This is a genomic window from Xanthomonas campestris pv. phormiicola (assembly GCA_025666215.1).
Lineage (GTDB): Bacteria > Pseudomonadota > Gammaproteobacteria > Xanthomonadales > Xanthomonadaceae > Xanthomonas_A > Xanthomonas_A campestris_A.
Genome location: CP102593.1, coordinates 743393 through 766437, shown reverse-complemented (window position 1 = coordinate 766437; position 23045 = coordinate 743393). Strand labels below are relative to the sequence as shown.

Below are 23045 nucleotides of genomic sequence, written 5' to 3'. Positions count from 1 at the left end.
CGGCCACTGCTGGCATCGGCGGTCGATGCCAGCAGTGGAGGATCAGCGCGTCGGCGACGGCACCGACTGCGCCTGGGTACGCCGCTGGTCCTGGCTCTGCTCCTGCGCCTGGCGTTGGGTTTCGGATGCCAGCTGTTGCTGGCTCTGCTCCAGCGGCACCGTGGCGGCCTGCTGCCGGTCCACGTAGGCGCGGTTCACGTCGTGCGGGTTGTTCGGGTTGCGCTCCACCGCGATCAGGCCCTTGCCGTCGGTGCTGTGCACCAGGTCGTCGATGCGCGACATGCCGTTGACCTTGGCCTCGAACGCGACCTGGCCGGCCGCGCGCTGCATCTCCTCGCGGCTGCCGAAGCCGCCGTTCGGCCCCTGCTTCTCCAATTGCTTGACCGCCTGGTCGAACATCGGATTGTCGCGGCGCAACTGGTCCACGCCCTGCTGCCGCTGCAGGCTCTTGTCGATGGAGGCGAGCGTCTCCGTGCCGGCCTTGCCGTCCACGCCCTTGAGCCGGTTGTCCTGCTGGAATTTCTCCACCGCCGCTTCGGTCTTCGGACCGTAGGTGCCGATGGCGTCCTTCGCATCCAGGTAGCCGAGCTTGGACAGCTTCTCCTGCAGGTCCTTCACCGCGGCGCCCTGCTCGTTGCGCTTGAGCACGCCATCGCCGTTTTCTGCATGCGGGCCATTGCCGCCATGCGACTTGTCCGCATGCGAGGTGCGCTCATGCCTGGCCGGCTGCTCGCCGCTCCGGGTCACCGTCTTGTCCTGGTCGGCCAGCTTGAGCAGGTCCGCCTTCTCGTTCTCGGCGCGGTTCTGCAGCGAGTCGAGGGTCTTCTGCTTCTCCACCCGCGGGAACAGTTCCTTGACGTGCTCGGCCTTGTAGTCCTGCACCGCGCCGACGATCTCCTTGTCGGAAAGCTTGGACAGGTCGTAGTCCTTGCCGAACTTCGCTTCCATCCCCTTCAGGAACACGCCCGAGCCGCCGGGCTTCTTGTCGCTGCCGGGGCCGTACTGGACCGCCGTGCTCCACAGCGCGTCCTGCACCGCCGGACCGCGGTCGGACAGGTCCAGGCCCTTGTCCTGGAGCCGATCGACCAGCTTGTCGTAGTGCGTGCGCTTGATGTAGTCGTGCTGTTCCTGCGCGAAGCTGTCGTCGGTCCTGGCCAGTTCCTTCCACTTCGCGCTGAAGTCGGCCGAGCCGGGCTTCAGGCCGGCGAAGTCGTCGGCGTACTTGCTGTCCTTCACGAAGGCCGCGACGGTGCCGCCCACGATGACCGTGCCTTCCTTGGTCTTGACCTGCGAGGTCATCTGATAGGAACCGTAGGACACGCCGCCGGGATCGTCGATGCCGGAGGACACCGTGCTCGCGCCGCGTCCGCCGGTTTCGTAATGCTTCGAGGTCTGACCCAGTTCCCAATCCTTGTCGCTCATCGTCCATCTCCTTGTCTAAAAAAGTTCATCGCAAAAACCACTGCAGCAATCAGCGCGCTTCCAGTTCGTCGGCGCGCTTGGCGGTCATGTCGAGACGGCATTCGGCGGCATCCACGCGCCCCGCCTGCCCGCTGTCGGGATCGTAGAAACACTTCTCGTCGCGATCGGCGATCCACTTGCGCTGCTGCTCGCGCAGCGCGTTCTTTTCCGCATCGCCCAGCTTGGCCATCAGCGCCTTGTAGACCGTGTTCAGGCGGCCATCCTGGTAGGCGTATTCGGTGTCGATGCAGTCCTGCATCGTCGGGGTCACGCCGGCGGCGGCGCTGATGCAGGCGTCATAGGAAGGTCGCAGCACGACGTTTTCTCCTGAAGGTTTGGATGGTGCGGCGGCGGCATCCGCCTGGGTGGACGGCGCGCTCGGCGCTTGCGCATTCGCCGCAGGCGCATCGCCTGCGGGCGGTGCCGACGCCGACGCTGGCGCAGTAGCAGCGGCAGCGGATGCCGCAGCCGGCGCCGGCGCGGAAGACCCGCCGTTGCACGCCGCGGTCAGACCGCAGAGCGCGAACAGGCAGGAAAGGGGAAGAAGCTTGACGATGGCCACTGTTGGAATTCGCCTTGTGGTGATGCATGTAAGGGAGGGAAGTTCTAAACGATCGTCGAAACCGTGTCCATCGGATCGCCGGATCGCCACGACACCGCTACACGGGCGTTCAAACAACGCAGACAGGCTGCCGACAGCGTTTCGAAAACAGTCGCGAAGCGCCTTCACGGTGTGAGCGACTTCGGTCGCGACGCGCGGACGAGGAAGATGGCAGCCAGAACACCATCGCGTGAAACACGCCCACGTCCGCAAATCGACTTCGCGCGCACGCTCGGTCACTTCGCGCACAACACCCAATCCCCGACACGGGCGTCGGTAGACGGAGGAGTCAGGCCGCTTCGAGCGCGCGCCGGACGCCAGCCCGATCGGTGACCGGCCGGGCATCGGCTGCCATCCGACCCGCCTGTCGGTGGCCGCCGCCGCCGGCGATGCGGGTCAGCGCGTCGGCGATTGCGTCTGGGTGCGCTGATCCTGGGTCTGCTCCTGCGCCTGCCGCTGGGTTTCCGCTGCCAGCTGCTGCTGGCTCTGTTCCAGCGGCACCGTGGCGGCATGCTGCTTGTCCACGTAGGCGCGGTTCACGTCGTGCGGGTTGTTGGGATTGCGCTCCACCGCGATCAGACCCTTGCCGTCGGTGCTGTGGACCACGTCGTCGATGCGCGACATGCCGCCCACCTTGGCCTCGAACGCCACCTGCCCGGCCGCACGCTGCATTTCCTCGCGGCTGTTGAAACCGCCGTTCGGTCCCTGTTTCTGCAGCTTCTCCAGCGCCTGGGTGAACAGCGGATTGTCGGCACGCTGCGCCTCGGCGGCGGCCGGGTTGGGCTTGGCCTCGGTCCTGCCCTGGGTCTGCAGCTTGCTCAGCGCATCGAGGGTGAGCTTGTCGGCGACGCCGGTCGGCTCGATGCCCTTCTCGCGCTGCAGGTTGGCCACCACTTCCCTGGTCTTGTCGCCGTAGTAGCCGGTGCCGGTCAGCAACTTGCCGCTGTTGTCCTTGATGCCGAGCTCGATCAGGCTCTGCTGCATCGCCTTCACGTCGGGGCCCTGCTCGCCCGGCTTCAGCGAGGTGCGCGCGTCATGGCCTTGGCCGTGCGTCTGCGACTGCGACTGCGTCTGCTGCCTGTCCTGCAGCAGGTCGCGTGCCTTGGCCAGCGGATCGGCCGCGAACAGCTTGGCGTTCTTGTGGCTGGCCAGATAGTCATCCAACGGCATGGTGTTGACGCCCTTGCTGCCGCTGGACTGGCTGATCAGCAGTTCGCCGCTCTTGGGATCGCGCACCACCATCATGATGTGGTCGATGCCGTGCCAGTAGTCATGGCCCGATTTGTGTTTGGCATCGACGCCGATGACCATGCCTTCCTTCAGCGCGCCGGGCTTGAACACGTCCTGGCCCTGCAGCAGCGCGCCGGAACTGAGGGAGGCCTTCTTGACGATGTCGCCGGAGCCGACCATACCTTGCGTCAGCAGATCCTTTTGGCCGAACACCTCGTGGCCGGCTTTCCGGTTGATCTCCAGCATCGTCTTGTTCTGCAGCTCGGTCACCCAGCCGGAGCAGTCGATGTAGCCCTGCTCCAGATGCTTGCCGTCCACGCCGGGGTGGGAAAGCTTGTGGTCCTTGATGTTGATCGCGTACTTCACGTCGTCGTACTTGATGCCCATCTCGTACGCGGCGGTGAGCTTGATCCCGTCGTGGCCGTCCTGCTTGGCGGTCGTGGCCGGATGTGCGGCCGGATGCACGGGCGCATGCGGCTGCATGCGACCCGCCGGGACCGGCTGCGGGGCATGACCCTCGGCGACCGGCTTGATGCCCTTTTCCGGGATCGCAATGTGGTCGAACTTGGTGTCCCAGTACTTCAGGAACGTCTTGGCCATGTCCTGGTCGGACATCTTCTTGAACTCGGCCAGCGAAGATCCGGTGTAGGCCTCGAACTGCTTGGCCCCGGCCGCATCCTTTTCGCGCGGCACGTTGTTGAGGATGTTCGGACGCGTGTCTTCGCGCGCGAAGCTGCCGGTGGCGACCGCGGCCTGGATCGAGCGGTAGCCGCCGGCGCCCTGCTGGTGCGCCATGTACATGTCCAGGCCATCGGGCTGCGGCTTGCCGGACAGGTACGGACGGTGGTCCTTGTCGTGCTGCCGGGTCAGCGAATGCTGGTTGTCCTGGTACAGACGCGCCGCGGCGTCGGTATTGGCCACTGCATCCAGTTCGCGGCCGCTGATGCCGTAGGCCGCTGCGGTGCCGGGGGTGAACTGGAACAGGCCCTTGGCGCTGTTCGGGCCGCGGCTGGCCTGCTCGTTGAACTTGCCGCCGGTTTCGATATAGGCGAAACGCATGAAATCGTCGACCGGAATGTGGCGTTCCTTGGCCTCACGCTCGATGATGTCGAGGTTCTCGGCCTTCGTGTAATCGCGTGCCATCTCGTGTTACTCCTTGAGGTTGATATACGGCGGCGTGCGCCGACAAGGTCAACCGAGCTCGTCCGTGAGCTTGTTAGTGCGCGGTCAACAAAACAATTCGGGTACTGCGGGGAATGCGTTCTTGCTGCTGCCGGTGCGTCGATCGGCGGATCGGCGCGCCGGTGGATTCATGGGCCATCTTTCGGCAGGTACTGTCCGCTCGCCTGGTCGTACGCATAGACCACCGCGTCGGATGCATCGAGCATGCGCGCCCTGCCGGGACCTGCGATCGCGGTGCCGCTCAGCGCCACGCGCAGAGCAGGCATGGGTTCGCCCGGTATCGTCTCGAAACGCAGCGTGCCGACGCTGGAAACGTGAGGGACGACGCCTTCTTCGTCGCTGCTGGCCTCGTTGTCCTCGCCAGCCGCGACCGTTCCCCGGTACACCCAGCCCTGGTAGTCGCCCAGCTCGTTCTTGTTCGGGTCGAAGGTGAATAGCGCGAAGCCGGCGCTGGTGACGCCGTTGGCGAAGCTGGAAGTCGGCACCGCCAGCAGCAGGTGGCCGTTGTCCAGCACGTGCTGCTGCGGCTTGCGCGTCTCGTCGAGCGCATCGGCGCGCTCGTAACTGCCAAAGGCGCCGACGTAGCGCTGTGCGTGGAAGACCATCCACGGCCGCTCGCTGCCGGGGTCGGTCAGGACGAAGGTGGCCTGGCTGAGCGAAACGCTGTCGTCCGGACCGGGAAAGGTTTCCTCGTCGTCGTTGCCGTACCTGCCGCGCGTTGCGTAGGCGAAACCGGTGTAATAGTGCTTGCCGCCCAGATCGAAATGCTGGCCGCACCAGAAGCTGGCCACGGCGCCGTTGTCGATTTCGTACGAGAGGGCGCCATCGCCGTCGATCCCGTAGATCAGATACAGCACGCTGCCCGGATAGGGCGGCGCTTCGGTCACGACGGCGAGCTTGTTGTCATTGGACATGTGCAGAACATCCTGTATTCGTTGAAGAAGCCGAAAAACACTCCTGAAAATCCCGACACGCCACGCCGCCGTATCCGGATGCCGCCCTCTTGCGCATCGCAGACACAGCGCGACCTACGCGGACGAAGAACTCCTCGCAGGCGCGGCTTCGGACAGAGAACGGTGGATTGCAATCCGGCCCCAAAGCAGGGGCGGTGATGGCGTTCGCGCATGGCGAACCGCAAGCCGGCGATCCACTCCGGCATTTCGGGCGAGTGCAGCATCCATTGCCGCTCGCGAATGACTCGCCTGATCATCAGGCCCCGTGCCGGCATCTTACCCAGTTCCATTGCCGGCTACCAGCGGGCAGCGCCCCTCCGCGCCTGCCTCCGACCGGCCGCGGCGCGGGCCGGTCGGCGGGTGTTCAGCGATCCAGCGGCGGCGTGTACTTGCCCTTGGCCGGGTCGTAGGTATAGGTCGCCACGTCGGCGGGGCCGAGCGTGCGGACCTTGCCGGGGCCGGCGATGGCGGTGCCGCTCATGGCCACGCGCAGGCCCGGCAGCGGCCCGGTGCCGGGTTCGAAGCTCAGCGTGCCGGTGCTGGACGCGCACTTCATGGTGCCCTGATCGTCGCAGGCCGCGCCGTTGTCCTCGCCGCTGGCCACGGTGCCCAGGTAGACCCAACCCTTGTAGTCGCCCAGGTCGTTCTTGTTCGGGTCGAAGGTGAACACGGCGAAGCCGGAGCTGGTGATGCCGTCGGCGAAGCGCGTGGTCGGCAGCGCCAGCAGCAAGTGGCCGTCCTTGCTCTCGGTGCTCTGCGGTTTGCGCTTCTGGTCCAGCGTATCGGCCTTCTCGTTGCCGCCGAAATCGCCAACCCAGCGTTGCGCATGGAACAGCGTCCAGGTCGGCTTGCCGTCCGTGCTGTCGAGCACATAGGTGGCCTGGCTGATGCTCACGCCGACGGCCGGATCCGGGGTGTTCTCTTCCTCCGACTTGCCGTACTTCTCCGGACCCGCATTGGCGAAGCCGGTGTAGTAGTGCTTGCCGCCGAGGTCGAAGCGATAGCCGTACCAGAAGCTGGCCAGGGCGTTGTTGTCGATCGTGTAGGACGCCGAGCCGTCGCCCTTCATGCCATAGATATCGGCGAGCACCTGCCCGGGCGCCGGTACCTCGACGCCGACCGGCTCGGGTTGCGCGGCCGCGGACGCGGGTGCAGGCGCGGCGGCAGCGGTCGCCGCGGGTTGCGCCTGCGTGCCTGCCGGCGCGGGGTCGGCGTGCTTGTCCGTGCAACCGCCGATCAACAGGAGCGTTGCCGCCCACAGGGCTGTCTTTGCGAGCCTCATCACTGCGTCCTTTGGAGTTCTTGGCGCGCTCATGCTACCAAGAACACGTTGGCTCCAATGGATGCCGCGCCAGGTCGGCGCGGCGCCACAGGCGTGGTCGCCTGCATGCAGTGCCGGACGACCCGGCAACGCTACGGCACGTCCTGTTCCTGCGCCGGGGTCGGCTGCGGCTGCGGTCGCGCCTGCGCCGGCTGGGTCAGTGCATAGAGAATGCGCAGGTCCTCGGCATCGAACGCGGTGGCGTCGTTGCCGCGGTAATGGTGGTGGAAGGCGCGCAGCGTGGCCGCGCGGTCGTCGATCGGATAGCCGATCAGCGCCAGCGCCTGCCACGGGTCGAAGCCGGGCGGCGCCGGCGGCGTGTCCGCGGCGGGCCAGCGGCCGAAACCGGCGTCGGCGAGGCGCTTCCACGGAAACAGCGGCCCCGGATCGACCTTGCGCGTGGGTGCGAAGTCCTCGTGCCCGACCACCTGCGTGCGCGGGATGCGCAGGCGCGTGCACAGGTCCTCCAGCAACAGCAGCAGGCTGTCGATCTGCGCGGCGGCGAACGGGGTCTTGCCGTCGTTGTCCAGCTCGATGCCGATCGAGGCGGAGTTGATGTCGGTGATCGTGCCCCAGCGCCCGGCGCCGCCATGCCAGGCGCGGCGCTCGTCGCTGACCAGCTGGTAGCGCTTGCCGTCGCGACCGATCAGGTAATGCGCACTGACCTTGCCCTTGCTGTTGTGCGAACGCAGCGTGTCCAGGCTGCGCTGCACCGAGTCCTGGTCGGTGTAATGGATCACGATCAGGATCGGCCGGCGCAGATCCTGGTTCGGCGACGGCACCCACTCGGCCAGCGGATTGCGCTGCGGCGCGTGCGCGCAGGCGCCGAGCAGGGCGACCAGCGCCAGCGGTGCCAGCCAGCGGATGCGGGGCGATGCGGGAGGGGGAAAGCGTCGGGTCATGGAGAAGATTCCGGGGCATCTGACAGTGAGCGGCAAGCGCAAGCAACAGCAGTATCTAGAATCCTGGTGAACGAGAGGGTTGTGGTGGGAGCGGCTTCAGTCCCGGCAGGCTTTTCCGCCAAAGCGTCGGGACTGAAATCCCTCCCACACGATCGGGACAGGATCCCACCCGCACGAACGCCAGATCGGCATAGTCGTAGCTGAAATCCGCGTTCGGATCGACATGCGCCAGTTGCATCCGTTGCACGCCGTCGGCACCGACAGCGAAGTCCAGCCACGGCTCGGCATCGACGCTGGCGTCGTCCCAGTCCACCAGCCAGCGCGCGCCGGCCTGCAGGACCCGGCCGCGCAGCAGCGGCGACTTGCGCGCCTGGAAGCGCAGCAGTCCCTGCTGCGGGCAGAGCACGACCTCGCCGAACCACGGATCGCGCCACACGCCTTGCCGATCGCGCGAGGCGGCGCTGGCGACCGGTGTGCGCGCAGACGTCTCCACTGCGGCAGGCGCCGCCTTGTCGGCCTGCGCACGCGCGCGTTCGAGCAACGTGGCGTAGTGCACGACATCCAGCGCACGCTCGCCGGGACGGGTGAACTGCTTGAGCAGCGCCTCGCCCAACACGGTCCGCATTTCGCCGCCCTCGCCATTGCTGAGGATGACGAAGCCACTGCGCCGATCCGGCAGCAGCACCAGCGCCGAATACATGCCCATCAAGGTGCCGGTGTGCGCGACCTGCCACTGCCCGTCCACGTCGGACAGGCGCCAGCCGTAGCCATAGCCGTACAGGCGCGTGCCGTCCCAGTCGCGCATCTGCGCGGAGATCGGCATCGGCGTGTGCAGCGTCCATAGCGCCTGGCGCTGCGCCGGCGACAGCCAGGGCACAGCGCCGGTGTCGGGCGACAGCCAGGCGCGCATCCAGGTCAGCATGTCGTCGAGACTGCAGCGCACGCCGCCAGCCGCCATCGACGGCGTATCCGCGATCCGCGCCGGGTCCGCGCGCACCACGACGTTGGCCTCACCCTGGCGCATATGCGGCTGGGCGACGTTGCCGACCGCGTCGCGCTCCCAGGCGCCGACCTGGCAGCGGCGCATGCCCAGCGGCGCGAACACCTGCTCGCGCAGCAGTTGCTCGTAGGGCTTGCCGCCGGCGCGCGCGGCCACTTCGCCCGCGACCACGTACAGCAGGTTGTCGTAGGCGTAGTGCGCGCGGAAGCTGTGGGTCGGCTTCAGGTAGGCCAGCCCGGCGATGATGTCGGCGCGGGCGAACGCGTTGGGTTCCGGCCACAGCATCAGATCGCCGGCGCCCAGGCCCAGGCCGCTGTTGTGGATCAGCAGGTCGCGCACCTGGATGTTGCGCGTGACCCACGGATCGTACATGCGCAATTCCGGCACATACCTGGTGACCGGATCGTCCCAGCGCAGCTTGCCGGCATCGACCAGCCGCGCCAGCAATGCGGTGGTCATCGCCTTGCTGTTGGAGGCGATCTTGAACAGCGTCGCGCCATCGATGCGCTCGCCGCTGCCGGCACGCAGCTCGCCGGCGCTGCGCGTGTAGACCACTTCGCCGTTGTCGATCACGCCGACTGCCAACCCCGGCAGCCGGTAGCGGGTCATGGCCTGCTCGAACAGGCGGTCGAGCTCGGCGCGCGGCGGCGGCGCGTCCGCGGTGCCAGGCGCGGCCGCCGCCAATGCCGGCAACACCAGGCAGACCACGAGCAACGCGCTGCGCAGGCGTCCCGCGCTTGCAACGCTGCGCGACGGCGTCCCCGGTCTCGTCGACTCCAGCGTGGCAGCCTCGCCTCGCACGCGCGTCCTCAAAAGGTGTAGGTGAAATTGGCGTACAACTGCCGCCCGATCGCACTGTACACGCGCGGGAAGTACGGCCAGGCGGTGTAGGTGTCGTCGCGCGGATGGATCTTGTCGAACACGTTGAGCACGCTGAGGCCGAGCGTGGCCTTGTCGGTGATCCGCTTGGCGATGTCCGCGTTCCAGATCACGTACGGCGCCACGCGTCCGCTCTCGGCGTAGTTGGGACGCGAGCCGTAGCGGTAGCCGTACAGGCTGGTCGACCAGTCGCCGACGCTCCAGTTCGCACGCCAGTTGGCGCGGGTGCGGAACGCCAGGTAGTCGACGTCGTTCATCACGTCCACCGGCCTGGCCCCGGCGAACTGCGCCACTTCCATCTTCAGCACGCGGGTATAGCCGGCCTGCAACCCGAACGCGCCCCAGTCGCCGAGGTCGAAGTTGTAGCGCAGGTTGGCGTCCACGCCGTCGGTCCGCATCAGCGACTGGTTGATCGGGAAGGTCTCGAACGCGGTGATCTGGCCTTCGGCGGTGAGGTCGGTACCCGGGCTGCGGGTCACCGACTGGATGTAGAACTGGCAGGCCGCCGATGCGGTATCGACCGCATTGCCGGCGCGGTCGCGGCCGAGCAGGCAGTTGGCGTTGTTCTCCAGCAAGGTCTCGCTGGAGATCGATTCGACCCGGCCTTCCAGCTCGATGCGGTAGTAGTCCGCGCTCAGCGACAGGGTCGGCAGCACGTCCCACACGAAACCCAGCGTGGTCGACTTGCCCTTCTCCTCTTCCAGCAACGGATTGGAGGACTGGGTGGAGAAGGTCTGGTATTCGTGCGCGGCCGAACAGGCATCGGACAGCGGATCCAGGCCGTCGCGGCGGCACAGGTATTCGTCGGTGACGGTGGGGTTGTTGGCGCTGGTGCCGGCGTAGATCCACAGCAGGTCCGGCGCGCGGAAACTGGTGGCGTGGCTGCCGCGCAGCAGCAGGTTGTCGAACGGCCGCCACTCCAATCCCGCCTGCCAGGTCGCGGCATCGTCGACCGCGGTGATGTCGTCGTACTTGTCGTAGCGCGCGGCCAGCGTCGCGCTGAGCCGGCGGAAGATCGGCACGCGCAGTTCCAGGCCTGCGGCGTAGCGGTCGCGCGGGCCGCCGCCCGGGGTCTGGGTCAGGTTGTAGATGCGTTCGCTGCCGGTGTAGTCCACGGTGGTGCGCGGATCCGGCGCGAGGTCGTACTTCTGCCGCGCCGCCTCCAGCACGGTGGCGATCTGCAGCATGCCGGCCGGCAGGGCGAACAGGTCGCCACTGAACACGAACTGGGCCTGGTCGGTGCTGGATTCGCCACGGCTCACCACCTCGGTGGTGAGCTGGTCGTACAGCGCCGCGCTGCCCGGTGCGAACAGTTTGTCGGCGTAGAACTCGCGGATCTCGGTGCCGTCGGGCCGATAGCCCAGCAGCGGCCCCATGTAGTAGTCGCGCACCGCGTTGGTGAGGAAACGCGGACGCCGCGTGGTGATGTCGTAGCGCGACAGCGACACGCTCGCGTCCCAGTCGAAGCGGCCGTCGAACAGCTTGCCGCGCACGCCGGCGTTGAGGTTCCAGGATTTCTCGTCGTACGCGATGTTCTTGATCCCGCCCACTTCCGAGGGCAGGAAGATGCGCTGCGCGGTGACCAGGCCCAGGTCCGGATCGTAGACGGTGAACGCGCCTTCGCCGATGTAGTAGTGGGTCTGGCTGGAGCTTTCGTCCTTGGAGCGGTTGGCCAGCACCTGCGCATAGCCGGTGACGGCGTCGCCGACATCGAAACTGCCCGACAGATACGCGGAGGTCTTGCCGTAGCCGTTCTGCACCGAGCGGCCTTCGTAGTAGCCGAACGCACCGCAGCGGTTGGCCGCGGCCAGGCTGTCGGCGGTCTTGTACGGCACGAACGCCGGATTGGTCGCCGCGCAAGCCGCGTCCAGCGCGCTGGCCGAGGTGGACAGGGTGCCGCCGCTTGGCCACAGATAGGTGTTGCCGCGGCGCAGGTAGACGCCGGAGATCGACGCGTTGGGGCTGGACGGATCGGCCTTGTTGGCCGGATGGTCGTAGTACGAATCGAGGAAGTCGCGCTGGCTGGCGACGATCGCTTCGCGGTCCAGCCGTTCGAACGCGTAGGTCAGGCTCCAATGGTCGCCGGTGCGCCCGCCGCTCCATTGCAGCTGGCCGCTGTCGCCGCCGCCGCGCGTGCTGGTGCCGCCGCGCAGGCGCAACGTGTCGCCGCTGAAATCGCGCTTGGTGATGATGTTGACCACGCCGGCCACCGCATCGGAACCATAGATCGCCGAAGCGCCGCCGCTCATCACCTCGATGCGCTCCACCGCCGCGGCGGGAATGCTGCCCAGGCTCACCGCGGTGCCGTTGGCGCCGTAGGACTGCGGGTAGTCGGCCATGCGCTTGCCGTTGAGCAGGATCAGCTGGTAGCCCGGTCCCAGGCCGCGCAGGTTGAGGTACTGGCCGTTGGGCGAACTGCCGGTCTGGTCGCTCTCGTTGAAGGCGCTGCCGCTGAACTGGGTCAGCGTACCGAGCGATTCCCACACCGTGCTGAAGCCCTGCTTCTGGATGTCCTGCGCGGTGATGACGGTGACCGGCGCCGGGCCTTCCACCTGCGAGCGGGCGATGCGCGAACCGGTGACGGTGACCCTGTCCAGATCGCGCGTGGCGCTGGCCGTATCCTGCGCGACGGCAAGCGATGGCAGAGCGACCCCGGCCAGCAACGCGAGGGCGAGGCGAAACGGTCGGAGGCGACAACGGGAACGCTGGATTCGGGTGGGCATGCGGCTCTCTCCTGCAAGCGATGACGCTGACGACGGTGACCCGAGCCGACGCAGGCCAACAGCCGGCCGCCGTCCCTTGGCACCCACGCGGACAACAGAGCGCACGGCCGCAGCACGGCGCCCTCTTCTGCAATCGCGACGTTCCCCAGATGCGCGTGCCCAACAGCGCCCCCTGCGACATGCGCCCATCACTCCAGGCCATCGCCGCGCTGTTCGCCGAACCGGCGCTTGTCGCCACCGTTCCTCGCATCTGCGTTTCGGGTTTAGCACGGCGCGAAATGGCATGTCAATCGACGCTTCTTGACAAGCCCGACCTGGGAAAACAGTATTCCGAGACCGGCGCGCAGCGGTCCGGTGCTCTCTACAACCGCCCCGGGGTCCGATGAACACGATGCGTGGCCTGTGCCTGCTGCTGGCCGCAGCGCTGAGCGCGCCCATCGCCGCGGCCAGCGCCGCCGGCGAGGTGCCGTTCCAAGTGCAAGCCAACCAACTGCAGGCGGAGTACTGGATCGCGCGTCTGCCGGATGCACAGCCACCGCTGCTCGACGCGACGCAAGTGCAGGCCTTCAACGCGCATCTGCTGCGCCACGATGCCTCGATGCACGACCTGCAGGCGCTGCCCGAACGCTACAGCGCCGAGCAGGTGCGAGCGCAGGTGCTGGCGCTGTCGGCGCCGCCGAAACGCACGCTCTACGACGCGAGTGGCGCTACGCTCGATGCCGCGCAACTGGCCGCCCTGCAGTCCACGCTCGCCCTGGACGCGATTCCCGCGCAGGTGACGCCGCGCTACGCGCTGGTGGTGCGTCGCGCCGACCTGCGTACCTTCCCGACCCGGCAACGCGCGTTCAGCGGCCGCGACGACCACGACATCGACCGCTTCCAGGAGTCGGCGCTGTATCCCGGCACCGCGGTGGCGATCCTGCATGCCAGCCGCGACGGCCAGTGGCTGTTCGTGCTGGCGCCGAACTACGCGGCCTGGATCGAACGCGACCGCGTGGCCGAAGGCGAGCGCGACAGCGTGCTGGACTACGCGCACCGCACGCCGCGGCTGCTGGTGACCGGCGCACGCGCGCTGACCGCGTTCACGCCTGACGTGCCGGCGGCGTCGCAACTGCCGCTGGACATGGGCAGCGCCGTGCCGCTGCTCGAGGACTGGCCGCCGCAACAGGCGGTCAACGGCCAGTCGCCGCTGGCCGCCTACGTGGTGCAGCTGCCCTTGCGCGACGCCGATGGCCGGTTGCGGCTGGCGCCCGTGCTGGTGCCGCGCGGCGCCGACGTCGCCACCGCAGCGCTGCCGGCGACGCCACGCAACCTGCTGCGGCAGGCATTCAAATTTCTCGGCGAGCGCTACGGCTGGGGCAACGACTACGACGCGCGCGACTGCAGCGGCTTCGTCTCCGACGTCTACCGCAGCCTGGACATCGCGTTGCCGCGCAATACCGGCGACCAGGCGCGCAGCCGCAGCCTGGCCGCTGTGCCCTACGCGGCGACCGCGCCGCTGGCGCAACGGCAACAGGCGCTGGCGCAACTGCAGGTCGGCGATCTGGTGTACACCCCCGGCCACGTGATGATGGTGATCGGCCACGAGCGCGGCCTCACCTGGGTGATCCACGACGTGTCCGGCGCCAGCTACCGCGACGCGTCCGGACGGTTGCAGCGCGTGCATCTCAACGGTGTCGCAGTGACCCCGCTGGAACCGCTGCTGCTCGGCGACGGCGTGCCCTTCATCGACCGCATCACCCGCATCCAACGCGTCCGCCCGCTGCCGACCGAATGAAGATCACCGACATCCAACTGGGCATGCTGCGCGTGCCGCTGAAGACCCCGTTCAAGACCGCGCTGCGTACCGTGGAGACGGTGGAGGACGTGGTGGTGCTGGTGCATACCGACAGCGGCCACATCGGCCATGGCGAAGCGCCGGCCACCGCGCCGATCACCGGCGACACCCACGGCTCGATCGTCGCGGCGATCGACCGCTTCATCGCACCGCGCCTGATCGGCGAGGACGTGGCCGACCTCAACCGGCTCACCGGGCGGATCCAGGGCGCGCTGGAGCGCAACGGCAGCGCCAAGGCTGCGGTGGAAATCGCCGTCTACGACCTGTGGGCGCAGCTGTACGGCGCGCCGTTGTACAAGATGCTCGGCGGCGGTACGCCGGCCATCACCACCGACATCACCATCAGCGTGGACGCCATCGACAAGATGGTGGCCGATGCGCTGTCGGCGCTCGGGCGCGGCTTCACCGCGCTGAAGATCAAGGTCGGCAAGGACATCGACGTGGACATCGCGCGGGTCGAGGCGATCCATGCCGCGGTCGCAGGCCGCGCCTCGCTGCGCCTGGACGCCAACCAGGGCTGGACGCCGAAGCAGGCGGTGTACGCGATGCGCAGGCTGGAAGACGCCGGCGTGGCGTTGGAACTGCTGGAGCAGCCGGTCAAGGCCTGGGACATCGACGGGCTGAAGTACGTGACCGAGCGGGTCGGCACGCCGGTGATGGCGGACGAGAGCGTGTTCGCGCCGGCGCAGGTGTTCGACCTGATCCAGCGCCGCGCCGCGGACATCGTCAACATCAAGCTGATGAAGACCGGCGGGTTGTCGAACGCGATCCGCATCGCCGACATCGCCGCGCTGTACGGGGTGCCCTGCATGATCGGCTGCATGCTCGAGTCGAGCATCAGCGTGGCGGCGGCGGTGCACCTGGCGGTGGCCAAGGCCGACATCATCACCAAGGTGGATCTGGACGGCCCGTCGCTGGGCCTGTTCAATCCGGTGGACGGCGGGGTGAGCTTCGACGAGTCGCAGATCACCATCGCCGATGCGCCTGGCCTGGGCATCCGCGAGATCCGCGGCCTGGAACTGCTGCCGCCGCGCGGGCGATAAGAGCGCGTTGGCGCATGCGCTGCAATGCGCACGGCCAACCCATGCGATGGCTTCCATCGCGATCACGCTTGCCATCGCCACGTACGGCGGCCCGCGCAGGTGCGTGTCAGGAAGGATAGCCACGGGAGACCGGCTTGCATCGCCTGGAACACCCAGCCACCTGCTCGTTGCGCTGCTCCGCTGTGCTTTGCCGTGCTTTGCATGTGCCCTGCATGTGCTTTGCTTCTGCTGTTGCTTTTACCGGGTTCCCTTCCGCCGCTGCGTAAGAGACCCGGTAAAGCGAAACAGCAACAACCACAGCGGCAGCCTCCAGACAACCGCCATGTCCGGGTTTGCAGCGGACGCTTGGAGCAATCGACGGGCGCACCGCGACCCGCTACGCCCGCATGTCGGCGCCTTGCGGGCGGTCCGCACACATGCCCAACGCCGCACATCGAACAACTGTTGTACCTTGCAGCATCGCGGCAGCCGCTCGATATTGCGTTCGTGCTGCCGTGCCAGAACACCCCCGAGCGCCGCCGGCAGCTGGCGGCGAACCTGCAGCGGGCCCAACTCCGCTCGATGTCCGAACGCAACCGGAGATGCGCATGCCGAAGTTCCCGTGGTTGTCCACCCTGACGCAGCCCGGCAGCGTCCGCCGCAGCTGGCGGGTGGCACTGGCGCTGCTGTGCGCCGCGGCCGCCGGCACCTGCCTGGCCGGTTCCGACACCGCCACGCCACCGCCACTGCAGCAGGCGCGGCAACTGGTCCTGGTGCTGGCACCGGACTGGGACAGCCCGCGCGGGCAACTGCAGGCGTTCGAACGCACGGCGCAGGGTTGGCGCGCGCACGGCCAGCGCTTCGACGTCGCGCTCGGCCGCAACGGCAGCGCCTGGGGCCTGGGCCTGCATCCGGCGCAGACCGATGGCCCGCAGAAACATGAAGGCGACGGCCGCAGCCCGGCCGGCGTCTTCAGCATCGGCGAGGCGTTCGGTTATGCGCAGCACATCGACAGCGCACTGCCGTACCAGCCGATGCAGCAGAGCAGCTATTGCATCGACGTGCCCGATTCGCCGCTGTACAACCGCATCGTCGACGCCGACCGGGTCGGCGCCGAGGCGGTGGCCGGCTCGACCGAGCCGATGCGCCTGGACCTGCACCACGACGGCGATCGCCGCTACCAGGAGGGCTTCGTGATCGGCCACAACCCGCAGGCGCGGCCCGGCGCCGGCAGCTGCATCTTCGCCCACCTGTGGCGCGCCGCGGGCGAAGCCACCGCCGGCTGCACCGCGATGGAACCGGCCGACATGCAGCGCCTGCTGGCCTGGCTGCGGCCGGACGCCGCGCCGTTGTTCGTGCTGCTGCCGCGCGACGACTACGCACGCCTGCGCAGCGCCTGGGCGCTGCCGGCCGTGGAGCCGTCACCATGAGCAGCGCCCCCGAACCGAGCCTGGTCCGCGCGGTCAGCCGCTGGCAGATCGTCGGCCTGTCGATCAACGACGTGATCGGCAGCGGCATCTACCTGCTGCCCGCCGCCACCGCCGCGCTGCTCGGGCCGATGAGCCTGTGGGCGGTGCTGCTGGCCGGGCTGGCAGTGGGATTGCTGGTGCTGTGCTATGCGCAGGCCGCCAGCTATTTCGACGAACCCGGCGGCAGTTATCTGTATGCGCGCGAGGCGTTCGGCCGCTTCGCCGGCTTCGAGATCGGCTGGATGATCTGGCTGACCCGGATCAGTTCCGCCGCCGCGCTCGGCAACGGCCTGGCCGATGCGGTGGTGCGCTTCTGGCCGGCCGCGGCCGGCGGCGGCGCGCGCCTGGCGATCGTGGTCGGCTCGCTCGGCCTGCTCACCGCGATCAACGTGATCGGGGTGAAGTCGGCCGCGCGCACCGGCGTGGCGCTGGTGATCGGCAAGCTGGTGCCGCTGCTGCTGTTCGTGGCCATCGGCCTGTTCTACGTGGACTGGTCGTGGGCGTTCTCCGGCAAGGCGCCGGACCCGCGCGACTTCGGCAACATGGGCGAAGCGGCATTGCTGTTGCTGTTCGCCTACGCCGGTTTCGAGAACATCCCCGCCGCCGCCGGCGAATACCGCAATCCGCGCCGCGACGTGCCGTTCGCGTTGATCACCATGATCGTCACCGTCACCCTGATCTACGCGGCGGTGCAGGTGGTCGCGCAGGGCACGCTGGCGAACGTGGCGCAGTCGGCGACGCCGCTGGCCGATGCCGCCAGCGGCTTCGGCGGCGAGGCGCTGGCGCTGCTGCTCACCGTCGGTGCCACCATCTCCATCCTCGGCACCACCAGCAACACGGTGATGCTCGGGCCGCGCTTCCTGTTCGCGCTGGCGCAGGACGGTTACGGCCCGGCGTTCCTGGCACGGGTGCATCCACGCTTCCGCACGCCGGCCGCGGCGATCCTGCTGCAGGGCGTGCTGTCGCTGGCGCTGGCGCTGTCCGGCTCGTTCGTGCAGCTGGCGCTGCTGTCGATGGTCACCCGCCTGTTCGCCTACATCGGCACGGCCGCGGCGGTGCTGGTGCTGGCGCGGCGCTATCGCGACCGGCCTGGCGCGTTGCGCCTGCCGGGCGGCCCGCTGATCCCGCTGGCGGCGCTGCTGCTGGCGTTGGCGCTGCTGCTCAGCGCCAGCTGGCAGAACCTGGCCGCGGCCGGCGTGGCGCTGCTGGTCGGCGCGCTGTTCTACCGCTTCCCACGCAAGGCGCCGTAGGTTTCGTCGGTCGGAATAGCGCGGCAATAGCGAAATGATGGAAGGCCCCATCGAAGGCCTCCGCGGCTGTCCAACGTCATCCTGACGCCGCATGTCGCCGGACGCCCTGCCGAGGCCGTCGCGGCAACGGTACCAGGCGTGATCGACACTCTGTCAGCGCATTTTCAGGGCTTGCCGTTGCCGACGCCGGTGCTGGTCGCCGCGACCTCCGGCGCGGCCGGCGCCAGCGCGCGCATGCGCAGCAGCAAGCCGCCGGTGTGCACCAGCGAGTAGGCGATCAGCGCCGCGGCGATCGCCAGGGTCAACGGGCTGGCGTTGTGCAGCGATTGCGCGCTGCCGCCGGAAAACGCACCGCTGGCCCAGCGCCAGGCCAGGCGCCCGATCAGCAGCACGCTGAGCCCGGCGCCGATCCAGGGGTTGGGCGTGTAGTAGCGCCGGCCCTCGCGCAATTCGATGCGGGTGTGATGCAAGGCGAAAGCGCCCAGCGCCGTGCCGGCCACCAGCCCCAGCGCCATGCCCAGACGGACCGGCGGCAGCACCACCGCCAGATAGCTCAGGCCGGCCGTCGCCAGCGACAGCAGCAGCATCCGCGCCGCGGTCCGCCGCGGCTGCCAGGGCTGGCGGCCGAAATAGCGGCGAATGCGCCGGTAGTACAGCCAGCCGATGCCGGCGGTGGCCAGGTACGGGGTCAGCAAGGCGATACCGGTAGCGGCCATGGGATCCTGCGGCGGGAAAGCGGCGTTGCCGGATCGTAATCCATCCGCGGCGCGCTTGCATGGCGGCCGCAGGCACACGGCCGCGCGCCCGCTTCATGCCCCGATCACGCGATGCTGGACTCGGATTAACGCTGCGACGGCTAAGGTCTTACGCCACATTCGCCCAGGAGACGACGATGAGCGTTCCGTATCAGATTCCCGGCCGCGCACCCAACGACGAGGACCGCAACCTGGTCTCGCAATACTGGCGCGAACAGTTCGCGCAGGAGCCGTACTACAGCGACGGCGAACGCTTCGAGGACTACGAACCGGCCTACCACGCCGGACACGAGGCGCGCGTGCGCAACTTCAATCTCGCCTACGAACAGGTCGAAGCGGAACTGCACCGCGACTGGGACAGCACCAAGGGATCGCAGACCCTGAGCTGGAGCAAGGCGCGCCATGCGGTGCGCCGCGCCTGGGAGCGGGCGGGTCAAAGTTGAGCCGGTGATCGCGACTGGGAGGGCTGCCGTTGCGCTTGCTGCGGTAGACCCTTGCGCATCTCGCTGCGCTTCCAGCGAAGCCCAGCGGCTCGGGAGTCGCTGGCGACGTCGATGATCTCGCGCGTTTCAGCCCTGGCCTCATCCGGATGCCGTGTGGTCGGGGCCGACGCCCTCCTGCAAGAGCTGCCGATCGATCAAGCGCCTTCCATCGGCGCGACGACACCTGCAGGAACGGCTTCAGCCACGACCGGCGCAACCGAAAGCCCCGTGTTGTCTGCGACGCAGACCATTCCCGCGAAACCAGCACTATCCTGCCGATACGTCGCCGCCCACCAAGGTAGCGCGGCGACGTTTCAGTCTCGCGCTCAGCTCTCCACCGGCTGCAGCTTCAGCAAGCGTCCGCCGCTGCCGTCTTCCAGCAGCCACAGCGCGCCGTCCGGGCCCTGCTCCACTTCGCGGATGCGCTTGCCCATGTCGTAGCGCGCCGCTTCGCGCGCGTTCTCGCCGTTGAACTCGATCCGCACCAGCGACTGCGAGGACAGCCCGCCGATGAAGCCGTTGCCACGCCATTGCGGGAACACGCTGCCGCTGTAGATGACGAAGCCGGCCGGCGAGATCACTGGCGTCCAGCTGACCTTGGGCGCGGCGAACTCCGGGCGCGTGGAATGGTCGGGAATCGGCCGGCCGTCGTAATGGTCGCCGTTGGACACGATCGGATAGCCGTAATTGGCGCCGCGCTGGATCAGGTTCAGTTCGTCGCCGCCGGCCGGGCCCATCTCGTGTTCCCACAGCTGGCCGTTGGCGTCGAAGGCCAGGCCGAGCACATTGCGATGGCCGAGCGACCACACCTGCGCGGCGACGCCGCCGCGGCGCGCGAACGGGTTGTCGGCCGGCACGCCGCCGTCGTCGTTGAGGCGCACGATCTTGCCCAGGTTGCCGCTCATGTCCTGCGCCGGATCGAACTTCTGCCGCTCGCTGGAACTGATCCACAGCTTGCCGTCCGGCCCGAACGCCAGGCGGTGGCCGTAATGGCCGCTGCCGGAGACCTTGGGCTGCTGCCGCCAGATCACGTTCAGCTGCGACAGCGCGCCGCCGCCGTTATCGTCCAGGGTCAGCCTGGCGCGCGCCACCGCGGCGCCGCGGGTGTCGCTGCTGCCGGCCTCGGCATAGCTCAGGTAGACCCAGCCATTCTGGGCGAAGCCCGGATGCGGCAGCACGTCGCCGAACCCGCCCTGGCCGCCGTAGGCGACCGCAGGCACGCCGCTGACCGTGCCGGTGCGGCCGCTGGCCGGATCGAAACGCTTGAGCGTGCCGCCGCGCTCGCTGATCAGGGCGCTGCCGTCGGGCAGGAAACTCATCGCCCACGGTTCGTTGAAGGTGGCGAACGGCGTCGCCGAGAACGGCCAGTCGCCGCGCCGTTCGACGCTCTTGGCGGCCGGCGCCGCGTGCGCGGCGGACACGGCCAGACTCATCACCAGCGCACAGGCCAAACCCAGGGGAGAACGTTGCATGACGCGCACCTATCGAATGGGGTCGAAGGCCGAACCTAGCAAAGCGGGTGTGGACGGCAAGCATGCAATGGCCAAGCCGTGGTCGCGGTCACGCGCGGCGCTCGCGCAACGTAGACGGGTCGCCGCCCGCACTGCGCTGCAGCGGCGACGCCAGCGGACGCCGCGCAGGCGCCCGTGGCATGGACGCCTGCGCGCAGGTCTCAGCGCGGCGGCAACAGCTCGAAACCGGCCGGCTCGCCGCTGGCCGACGACGCGCAGACCCACAGGTCGAACAGCCCCGGCTCGGCCTTGAACTGGCCGTCGCTGCCGCTGAAGGCCAGGGTGCGGCGGTCCAGGGTGAACACCACGTCCATGCCCTGCCCCGGCGCCAGTCGCACCTTGCGGAAGCCCTTCAGTTCGCGCACCGGGCGCACCCGGCTGGCGACGCGATCGTGCACGTACAGCTGCACCACTTCCTCGCCGTCGCGCTCGCCGACGTTGTCGATGCGGGTGGTCACGGTCAGCGTGTCGTCCCAGCCCAGCTGCACGCGATCCAGCTGCGGCGCGCCGTAGGCGAAGCGGGTGTAGCTCAGGCCGTGGCCGAACGGATACAACGGCGCGTTCGGGATCTCGCGCCAGCGCGCCTTGAACTCGCTCATCGTCGGCAGTTCCGGCCGGCCGGTGCGCGCGTGGTTGTAGAAGTACGGCTGCTGGCCCGGATCGAGCGGAAAGCTGACCGGCAGCCGCGCCGAAGGGTTGTAGTCGCCGAACAGCACGTCGGCCACCGCCGGGCCGGTCTGCGTGCCCAGGTACCAGGTCACCGCGATCGCCGCCGCGTCGCGCACCGCGCCCTGCAGCGCCAGCGCGCGGCCGTTGCGCAGCAACACCACCAGCGGCGTGCCGGTGGCGGCGACGGCTTCGGCCAGCGCCTGCTGCGCCGGCGGCAGCACGATCTGCGTGCGCGACTGCGCCTCGCCGCTGTAGCGCTGCGGCTCGCCCAGCGCCAGCACCACCACGTCGGCGGCGCGCGCGGCGGCCACCGCCGCGTCGATGCCGCCGTCCAGCGGCGCTTCCAGCTCGCAGCCCGGCACCACGCTCAACGCATCGCTATCGCCCAGCGCGGCGCGTACGCCGGCTTCCAGGGTCACGTAGCGGGTCTTGTCGCCGAACAGGGTCCAGCAACCCTCGATGTTCTCGCGGTCCTGCACGAACGGCCCGATCAGCGCGATCTTCTGTCCACGCTTGCGCAGCGGCAGCACGTCGCCGTCGTTCTTCAGCAGCACGATCGAGCGCCGCGCCGCCTCGCGCGACAGCGCATCGTGCGCGGCGATGTGCGACTGGTCGGCCTCGCGCTGCGGGTCCAGCGAACGGTACGGATCGTCGAACAGGCCGATGGTTTCCTTCAGCGTCAGCACCCGCCGCACCGCTTCGTCCAGCGCGGCCATCGGCACTTCGCCATCCTCTACCAGCGACGGCAGGTGCGCGGCGTAGAAACCGCTCTGCATGCTCATGTCCATGCCGGCCAGGAACGCCTTCTTGGTCGCGTCGCGCTCGTCGGCCGCATAGCCGTGCGCGATCAGTTCCATGTCGGCGGTGTAGTCGGAGATCACCACGCCGGGGAATTTCCATTCGCCGCGCAGGATCTCGGTCAGCAGTTCGTGGTTGGCGCTGGCCGGCACGCCGTTGATGTCGTTGAACGAGGTCATCACGCTCAGCGCGCCGGCGCCGAACGCGGCCTGGAACGGCGGCAGGTGCACGTCGCGCAGGGTCTGCGGGGCGATGTCCACGCTGTTGTATTCCATGCCCGCGGCGACCGCGCCGTAGGCGGCGAAGTGCTTGGGCGTGGCCAGCAGCGCGTCGTGCGCGCGCAGGTCCGGGCCCTGGAAGCCGCGCACGCGGGCGGCGGCGAACGCGCAGCCCAGCACCACGTCCTCGCCGGCGCCCTCGGCGCCGCGGCCCCAGCGCTGGTCGCGGGCGATGTCCACCGCCGGCGCATAGGTCCAGTGGATGCCGGCGGCGGTGGCCTCGACCGCGGTGGCGCGCGCGGTGCGCTCGGCCAGCTCCGGCTCGAAGCTGGCGGCCTCGCCCAGCGGGATCGGGAACACCGTGCGCATGCCGTGGATCACGTCCGCGGCCAGGATCACCGGAATGCCCAGGCGGCTCTCTTCCAGCGCCGTGCGCTGGATCCGCCGCCCCAGGTCGGCGCCCGCGCCGTTGAACAGCGAGCCGACCAGGCCGGCGCGCACCTGCTGCAGCACCTCGTCGGCATTGCTGACGTTCGCTTCCGGATTCACGTCCGGCGCGAACGGGCGCACCATGTCGGCGAAGGCGCCGAGCTGGCCGACCTTCTCTTCGACGGTCATGCGGGCGATGAGCGATTCGATACGATCCGAAGCCATGGGGTCCTTTGAGAAAACGTTTACATAGCCGTCAATTCTAGCTCTCCGGCCAGAAGAAAGAGCAAATCCCGGCGCCGGATCCGCCTATTCAGGGAACTGTCTACCGTCGCCCGCCGCTGGCGACCAGT

At 68.6% G+C, this 23045-nt stretch carries 17 protein-coding genes; 5 read left to right on the top strand and 12 right to left on the bottom strand.

What is annotated here, in order from left to right; genetic code table 11:
- Positions 1–42: 42 nt before the first annotated feature.
- From NRY95_03155 to NRY95_03115, 9 genes are all read right to left on the bottom strand, one after another.
- Positions 43–1422 carry a peptidoglycan-binding protein gene (locus tag NRY95_03155; protein ID UYC16983.1) on the bottom strand — a complete coding sequence of 460 codons (1380 nt, stop codon included), beginning with the start codon at positions 1420–1422 and terminating at the stop codon, positions 43–45.
- 49 nt (positions 1423–1471) lie between these two features.
- Positions 1472–2023: a lysozyme inhibitor LprI family protein gene (locus NRY95_03150; GenBank protein UYC16982.1), complete on the bottom strand. Its 552-nt coding sequence runs from the start codon at positions 2021–2023 to the stop codon at positions 1472–1474.
- A 435-nt stretch (positions 2024–2458) separates the two neighbouring features.
- Positions 2459–4435, bottom strand: a complete 1977-nt coding sequence (locus NRY95_03145; GenBank protein ID UYC16981.1) for a peptidoglycan-binding protein — start codon at positions 4433–4435, stop codon at positions 2459–2461.
- Between the two features lie 167 nt (positions 4436–4602).
- A complete protein-coding gene (locus NRY95_03140) occupies positions 4603–5388 on the bottom strand; it encodes a hypothetical protein (GenBank protein ID UYC16980.1) in 786 nt (261 codons plus the stop codon).
- Positions 5358–5717, bottom strand: a complete 360-nt coding sequence (locus tag NRY95_03135) for a hypothetical protein (protein UYC16979.1) — start codon at positions 5715–5717, stop codon at positions 5358–5360. The genes NRY95_03140 and NRY95_03135 overlap by 31 nt, the downstream gene beginning before the upstream one ends.
- Positions 5718–5791: 74 nt before the next feature.
- On the bottom strand, positions 5792–6709 hold the full coding sequence (locus NRY95_03130; protein ID UYC16978.1) for a hypothetical protein: 918 nt from the start codon (positions 6707–6709) through the stop codon (positions 5792–5794).
- 131 nt (positions 6710–6840) lie between these two features.
- Positions 6841–7650: an N-acetylmuramoyl-L-alanine amidase gene (locus NRY95_03125; GenBank protein UYC16977.1), complete on the bottom strand. Its 810-nt coding sequence runs from the start codon at positions 7648–7650 to the stop codon at positions 6841–6843.
- A 55-nt stretch (positions 7651–7705) separates the two neighbouring features.
- Positions 7706–9358, bottom strand: a complete 1653-nt coding sequence (locus NRY95_03120; GenBank protein UYC18485.1) for a serine hydrolase — start codon at positions 9356–9358, stop codon at positions 7706–7708.
- Positions 9359–9459: 101 nt separating this feature from the next.
- Entirely contained in the window at positions 9460–12252 is a 2793-nt protein-coding gene (locus NRY95_03115) for a TonB-dependent receptor (protein UYC16976.1), read from the bottom strand.
- Between the two features lie 382 nt (positions 12253–12634).
- Here NRY95_03115 and NRY95_03110 point away from each other — a divergent pair, with 382 nt between their 5' ends.
- The 4 genes from NRY95_03110 (at position 12635) to NRY95_03095 (ending at position 17830) form a co-directional block, all read left to right on the top strand.
- Positions 12635–14029, top strand: coding sequence for an SH3 domain-containing protein (locus NRY95_03110; GenBank protein ID UYC16975.1), 1395 nt, complete (start codon positions 12635–12637; stop codon positions 14027–14029).
- The gene (locus NRY95_03105) at positions 14026–15132 is read left to right on the top strand and encodes a dipeptide epimerase (GenBank protein UYC16974.1); all 1107 of its coding nucleotides are present in this window, start codon (positions 14026–14028) and stop codon (positions 15130–15132) included. Before NRY95_03110 ends, NRY95_03105 begins: the two co-directional genes overlap by 4 nt.
- A 587-nt stretch (positions 15133–15719) precedes the next feature.
- Complete coding sequence (locus NRY95_03100; GenBank protein UYC16973.1) at positions 15720–16541, top strand: hypothetical protein; 822 nt, start codon at positions 15720–15722, stop codon at positions 16539–16541.
- Complete coding sequence (locus tag NRY95_03095) at positions 16538–17830, top strand: APC family permease (GenBank protein ID UYC16972.1); 1293 nt, start codon at positions 16538–16540, stop codon at positions 17828–17830. The genes NRY95_03100 and NRY95_03095 overlap by 4 nt, the downstream gene beginning before the upstream one ends.
- 164 nt (positions 17831–17994) lie before the next feature.
- Here NRY95_03095 and NRY95_03090 read toward each other — a convergent pair whose 3' ends face one another.
- Positions 17995–18546 carry a hypothetical protein gene (locus NRY95_03090; protein ID UYC16971.1) on the bottom strand — a complete coding sequence of 184 codons (552 nt, stop codon included), beginning with the start codon at positions 18544–18546 and terminating at the stop codon, positions 17995–17997.
- A gap of 176 nt (positions 18547–18722) precedes the next feature.
- On the opposite strand from NRY95_03090, the gene NRY95_03085 reads away from it, so the two are divergent.
- Entirely contained in the window at positions 18723–19028 is a 306-nt protein-coding gene (locus NRY95_03085) for a hypothetical protein (GenBank protein UYC16970.1), read from the top strand.
- Positions 19029–19393: 365 nt separating this feature from the next.
- Here NRY95_03085 and NRY95_03080 read toward each other — a convergent pair whose 3' ends face one another.
- Together NRY95_03080 and NRY95_03075 are read right to left on the bottom strand one after the other, a co-directional pair.
- Positions 19394–20539 carry a PQQ-dependent sugar dehydrogenase gene (locus tag NRY95_03080; protein ID UYC16969.1) on the bottom strand — a complete coding sequence of 382 codons (1146 nt, stop codon included), beginning with the start codon at positions 20537–20539 and terminating at the stop codon, positions 19394–19396.
- A gap of 200 nt (positions 20540–20739) precedes the next feature.
- The gene (locus NRY95_03075) at positions 20740–22917 is read right to left on the bottom strand and encodes a glycoside hydrolase family 3 C-terminal domain-containing protein (GenBank protein ID UYC16968.1); all 2178 of its coding nucleotides are present in this window, start codon (positions 22915–22917) and stop codon (positions 20740–20742) included.
- Positions 22918–23045: the final 128 nt, after the last annotated feature.